We start from the raw sequence: 6,055 nt of genomic DNA on the forward strand, positions 1-6,055 counted from the left end.
TCTGGTGATCTTGCCTTGGCCCCCCCAAATCGGCCCTCACACACTGATTGGGACGGGCCCAAGAAGGCCGGTCCGATTCTGTCGACAGCAAGCCGGAAAGGGCAGGATTACCTCCCTTTACCACCCGGATGAGTGATCCGGCCCTAACTCCGCAACTCGGCCCCCACACGCTCACCGGCTCGGGCGACCGCCGCGTCCCGGGCCGCGGAAGCCTCGTCCACGGTCAGCGTCCGGTCGGGGGCGCGGAACCGCAGCGCGTACGCCAGCGACTTCCGCCCCTCGCCCAGCTGCTCGGCGTTCTCGTACACGTCGAACAGCCGGATGGACTCCAGCAGTTCCCCGGCCCCGTCCCGCAGTGCCGCCTCGACGTCCGCGGCCGGCACGAACGCGTCGACTACCAGGGCGACATCCTGCGTGGCCACGGGGAACGTGGAGATCCGGGGTGCCACCACCGTGGCGTCACCGGCGGCCTCCACCGCGTCCAGGTCGAGCTCCATCGCGCAGGTGCGCGCGGGCAGCCCGAGGGCCTTCACGACCCGCGGGTGCAACTCGCCCGCGTGCCCGACGATCCGCTCGGCGCCGTCCACGCTGACCGCCAGCTCGGCGCACCGCCCGGGGTGCCACGGCCCGTACTGGCCCTTGCGGATGACGAGCTCGGCGCCGGCCTCGCGGGCGACGGACCGTGCGGCCTCGACCGCGTCGGCCCAGTCGGCCGGACGGCCCTTGCCCCACCAGCCGGCCTGCTCGCGCGCCCCGGCGAGGACCACGGCGATGTGCCGCGGCTGCTCGGGCAGCGCCGCGTTCAGCTCGGCGAGCTCCTCGTCGGTCGGGCGGCGGTCGACGGGGAGGACGGCGGCGATCCGCTGCTCCTCGCGCGGGTGGAAGACCAGACCGGACTCGAACAGCGCGAGGTCGTGAGAGCCCCGGCCGTCGTTGCGCCGCAGGGCGGCGAGCAGACCCGGCAGCAGCGACGTGCGCAGCGCGGGCTCCTCGTCGCTCAGCGGGTTGCTGAGCTTCACGACGCGGCGGGCCGGGTCGTCCTTGTCCAGGCCGAGCTGGTCGAAGACCTGCTCGCCGATGAACGGGTAGTTCGGCGCCTCGACGTATCCGGCACCGGCCAGGGCGCGGCCGACGCGGCGGTGCAGCCGCTGCCGGTCCGTCAGGCCGAGACCCGCCGGCGGCTTGGGCAGCGTGGAGGGCAGGTTCTCGTAGCCCTCCAGCCGGATGACCTCTTCGGCAAGGTCGTTCGGGTCGGTGAGGTCGGGCCGCCAGGACGGGACGGTGACGATCAACTCGTCCTGCCCGTACACGTCGCAGCCGACCTCCTGGAGGCGGCGCACGACGGTCTCGCGGCCGTAGGCGACGCCCGCGACCTTGTCCGGGTGGTCGGCAGGGATGGTGATGGTGCGCGGCGCGGACGGGGCGATGACCTCGGTGACGCCGGCCTCGGCGGTGCCGCCCGCGAGCAGGACCAGCAGGTCGACGGTGCGCTGCGCGGCGGCCGCCGCGGCCTGCGGGTCGACGCCGCGCTCGAAGCGCCGGGACGCCTCGGAGGACAGCTTGTGCCGACGGGCCGTACGCGCGATCGACACCGCGTCGAAGTGCGCGGCCTCGATGACGACGTCCGCCGTGGCGTTCTCGACGTTGTCGTGGTCGGCGATCTCCGTGTTGGCGCCGCCCATGACACCGGCGAGCCCGATCGGGCCGCGGTCGTCGGTGATGACCAGGTCCTCGGCGTCCAGCGTGCGCTCGGTACCGTCGAGGGTGGTGAGCTTCTCGCCCGCCTCGGCCCGGCGCACCCCGATGGTGCCCTGGACCAGACCGCGGTCGTAGGCGTGCAGGGGCTGACCGAGCTCCATCATCACGTAGTTGGTGACGTCGACGGCGAGCGAGATCGGGCGCATGCCGACCTTCTGCAGACGGCGCTGGAGCCAGATCGGCGAGCGCGCCTCGGCGCTGAGGCCGGTCACCGTGCGGGCGGTGAAGCGGTCGCAGCCGGTGGGGTCCGAGATCTGCACCGGGTAGCCGTAGGCGTTGGGTCCGGGCACGTCGATCAGCGCCGGGTCGCGCAGCGGCAGGCCGTACGCGGTGGCTGTCTCACGGGCCACGCCGCGCAGCGACAGGCAGTAGCCGCGGTCGGGCGTGACCGCGATGTCGAGGACCTCGTCGACCAGTTCCAGCAGCTCGACGGCGTCCTTGCCGATCTCGGTTTCCGGCGGCAGGACGATGATGCCCTTGGTGCCGTCGTCGCCCATGTTCAGCTCGTCGCTGGAGCAGATCATGCCGCGCGACATCCGGCCGTAGGTCTTGCGCTCGGCGATCTGGAAGTCGCCGGGCAGGACGGCGCCGGGCAGGGCCACGACGACCTTGTCGCCCACGGCGAAGTTGCGGGCGCCGCAGATGATCTCCTGCGGCTCGCCGGTGCCGTTGGCCTGGCCGACGTCGACGGTGCAGAAGCGGATCGGCTTCTTGAAGTCCGTCAGCTCCTCGATCGTCGCCACCTGGCCGACGACCAGCGGACCCTTGAGGTCGGCGCCGAGCTGCTCGACGGTCTCGACCTCCAGACCGGCCGAAATGAGCTTGGCCTGCACGTCACGACCGGTCTCCGTCTCCGGCAGGTCGACGTACTCCCGCAGCCAAGAAAGCGGGACCCGCATCAGATCTCCATCCCGAACGGCCGGGTGAACCGGACGTCACCCTCGACCATGTCTCGCATGTCTTCGACGTTGTGGCGGAACATCAGCATCCGCTCGATGCCGAACCCGAAGGCGAACCCGCTGTACTTCTCGGGGTCGACGCCGCAGGCGGTGAGCACCCGCGGGTTGACCATGCCGCAGCCGCCGAGCTCGATCCAGCCCTCGGAGGAGCAGGTGCGGCAGGGGCGGTCGGGGTTGCCGATGGACTCGCCCTTGCAGACGTAGCAGAGCATGTCCATCTCGGCGCTGGGCTCGGTGAACGGGAAGAAGTTCGGCCGCAGCCGGGTCTTCATGTCCGCGCCGAACAGGGCCTGGACCATGTGGTCCAGGGTGCCCTTGAGGTCGGCCATCGTCAGGCCCTCGTCGATCGCCAGCAGCTCGATCTGGTGGAAGACGGGGGTGTGCGTGGCGTCCAGCTCGTCGGTGCGGAACACCCGGCCGGGACAGACGATGTAGACCGGCAGCTCACGGTCGAGCAGCGCGCGGGCCTGCACCGGGGAGGTGTGGGTGCGCAGCACGACGCCGGACCCGGACTCGTCGGTGCCCTCGGGGCCCTGGACGAAGAAGGTGTCCTGCATCTGCCGGGCCGGGTGGTCGGGCAGGAAGTTCAGGGCGTCGAAGTTGAACCACTCCGCCTCGGCCTCCGGCCCCTCGGCGACCTCGTAGCCCATGGCCACGAAGACGTCCGCGACCCGCTCCATCATGGTGGTGAGCGGGTGCCGGGCGCCGGGCGGTACGCGGTCGTACGGCAGCGTGACGTCCACCGCCTCCTCGACGAGCACGCGCGCGTCCCGCTCGGCCTCGAGCTCCACCTGGCGGGCGGCGAGGGCCTTGTTCACGGCGCCCCGGGCCTGGCCGACGCGCTTGCCGGCCTCGGCCTTGGCGTGCGGGGGCAGGGCGCCGATCTCGCGGTTGGCGAGGGCCAGCGGGGAGGTGGGGCCGGTCTGGGCGACCTTGGCCTCGTGGAGCGCGTCGAGGGAGTCCGCGGCGGCGAAGGCGGCGAGCGCCTCGTCCCGCATGCGCTCGATCTCTTCCGGTTTCAAGGTCTCGACCTCGACAGGGTCGTACGACTTATTCGGTGCCGACATCTCTTCCCGTGCTTCCGATTGGCTGGCTGGAGGTCCCCGTCTCCGACTCGGACGGCCGCCTGAAGGGACACAAAGGTGCCAATGGCCGAGTCTAACGGGGTGGAGGTACGCGAATGCGCCCGCGGTGCTCAGGCGAGATAGGCCGGAGCGCTCACGGGCAACGTAAATCGGAACTCGGCGCCGGCGCCGGGCGCGCGGCCGACCGTGATGGTGCCGCCGTGGGCCTCGACGATGCCCTTGACGATGTAGAGCCCGAGGCCCGTGCCACCGCGCTTGCTGCCCCGCCAGAAGCGGGTGAAGACGCGGTTCATGGACTCCTCCGGGATACCGGGCCCCTCGTCGCTCACCGTGACCGACGTACCGGTGTCCTCGCCCTCTCGGGGGGACGCCGTGGCCGTGACGTCGATCGTGACAGTTCCCTCGCCGTGCCGCACGGCATTTTCCAGGAGGTTGCTGAGCACCTGGTCGATCTTGTCGGGATCGGCCCACAGGTCGGGCAGCGGCTGCTGGACGCGCAGCAGGAACCGGTCGGCCCCCTGCCCGGCGGCGACATAGGCCTGGATGTGCCGTCCGACGGCCGCGCCGATGTCGACGGGCTGGCGGCGCACCTCGAGCCGGCCTGAATCGATCCGCGAGATGTCGAGCAGCTCGGCGATGAGCCGGGTGACCCGGTCGGCGTCGGCGTCGACGGTCTCCAGCATCAGCCGCTTCTGGTCGTCCGTGAAGCGTTCCCACTTGGCGAGCAGCGTTGCGGTGAAGCCCTTGACCGAGGTGAGCGGGGAGCGCAGTTCGTGGGCGACGGTGGCGATCAGCTCGGCGTGGCTGCGCTCGGTGCGGCGCCGGGCCTCGGTGTCGCGCAGGGTGACGACGAGGCGCCGGACGGGCCCGGTGGGCCGCCCCCGTACGTAGCGCGCGGAGACCAGCACCTCACGCCCGCCGGGGAGAAGGAGGTTGCGCTCGGGCTGTCCGACGCGGATGGCGAGGCCGCCGTAGGGGTCGGTCAGCTGCCACCAGCGGCGGCCTTCCAGGTCCTCTAACGGCAGGGCCTTCTCCAGCCGCTGCCCGAGGGCGTCCCGGGCGCTGACGGCGGTGATGCGCTGGGCGGCGGCGTTGAAGCAGATGACGCGGCCCTGCTCGTCGGCGACGACGAGTCCGTCGGGCAGCTGGTCGGGGTCTATGCCGAGGCCGGCGAGATCACCAGGCGGCTCGAACGCGGCGGGCGGGTGCCCGGCGTCCTGGGCTCCCGGTGCGCTGCTCGTGCCGACGCTCATCCCCGTTCCCCACCTCTCAGGTTCCATGGGGGTCCCCCCTGCTCGAGCGCAGCCGACAGCTTGGGGGAGGGTCCCTGAGCTGGTCACCCTACTAGTTCCCGGTGACGGAACGGCACCCTCCGGCGGCGCGCTGTGCACGCGCGGACGCATAGAGACATACGGCGGCGGCGGTGGCGAGGTTCAGGCTCTCGGCCTTCCCGTGGATCGGGACGCGCACGACGGCGTCGGTGAGGGCGCGGGTCTCCTCAGGGAGGCCCCAGGCCTCGTTCCCGAAGACCCAGGCGGTCGGCCCGCCCATGGTGCCCTTGTCGAGTTCGTCGTCGAGGTCCCGGTCGCCCGCCCCGTCGGCTGCGAGGACCCGGACACCGGCGGCCCGCAGCCTGTCGACCGCCTGCTCCACGGGGACGCCGACGGCGACGGGCAGGTGGAACAGGGAACCGACGGAGGCGCGGACGGCCTTGGGGTTGTACACGTCGACGGAGGCGTCGGTCAGGACGACGGCCTCGGCGCCGGCGGCGTCGGCGCAGCGCAGTACGGTCCCGGCGTTTCCGGGGTCGCGGACGTTCGCGAGGAGGGCTACGAGCCGGGGTCGCGCCTGGAGGACCTCCTCGAAGGGCGTGTCCAGGAAGCGGCAGACGCCGACGAGTCCCTGCGGGGTGACGGTGGTGGAGATGTCGGCGATGACCTGCTCGGAGGCGAGGTGCACCCGGGCGCCGGCGTCCCGGACCGCCCCCAGGATGTCGGCGTACCGCTCGGCGGCCTCCAGCGTCGCGAACAGCTCCGTGAGCGTGGCCGTGTCCCCGGCCCGGTGCCCGGCCGCCTCCCGCACGGCCTGCGGCCCCTCCGCGAGGAACAGCCGCTCCTTCCCCCGGAAGTTCCGCTTGGCCAGCCGCCGCGCGGCCAGGACGCGGGGCGAGCGGGGGGAGATGAGCTCGGGCGTGGCGGGGGACATCCTGTTCACTTTCTCCTAGCTGCACAGCAGGACCCGCAGGCCGTTCGG

General features: G+C 72.1%; 4 protein-coding genes. All 4 read right to left on the minus strand.

Annotated elements, in window-relative coordinates; all coding sequences use genetic code 11:
* Positions 1-143: 143 nt before the first annotated feature.
* Entirely contained in the window at positions 144-2,657 is a 2,514-nt protein-coding gene (gene pheT, locus ACWIF2_RS39685; protein WP_454366441.1) for a phenylalanine--tRNA ligase subunit beta, read from the minus strand.
* Positions 2,657-3,784 carry a phenylalanine--tRNA ligase subunit alpha gene (gene pheS, locus ACWIF2_RS39690; RefSeq protein ID WP_454366443.1) on the minus strand — a complete coding sequence of 376 codons (1,128 nt, stop codon included), beginning with the start codon at positions 3,782-3,784 and terminating at the stop codon, positions 2,657-2,659. Before pheS ends, pheT begins: the two co-directional genes overlap by 1 nt.
* Positions 3,785-3,912: 128 nt before the next feature.
* Positions 3,913-5,055: an ATP-binding protein gene (locus tag ACWIF2_RS39695; RefSeq protein WP_454366445.1), complete on the minus strand. Its 1,143-nt coding sequence runs from the start codon at positions 5,053-5,055 to the stop codon at positions 3,913-3,915.
* 91 nt (positions 5,056-5,146) lie between these two features.
* A complete protein-coding gene (locus ACWIF2_RS39700; RefSeq protein WP_454366447.1) occupies positions 5,147-6,007 on the minus strand; it encodes a TrmH family RNA methyltransferase in 861 nt (286 codons plus the stop codon).
* Positions 6,008-6,055 lie beyond the last annotated feature (48 nt).

It is taken from the genome of Streptomyces sp. NPDC055506 (assembly GCF_053643595.1).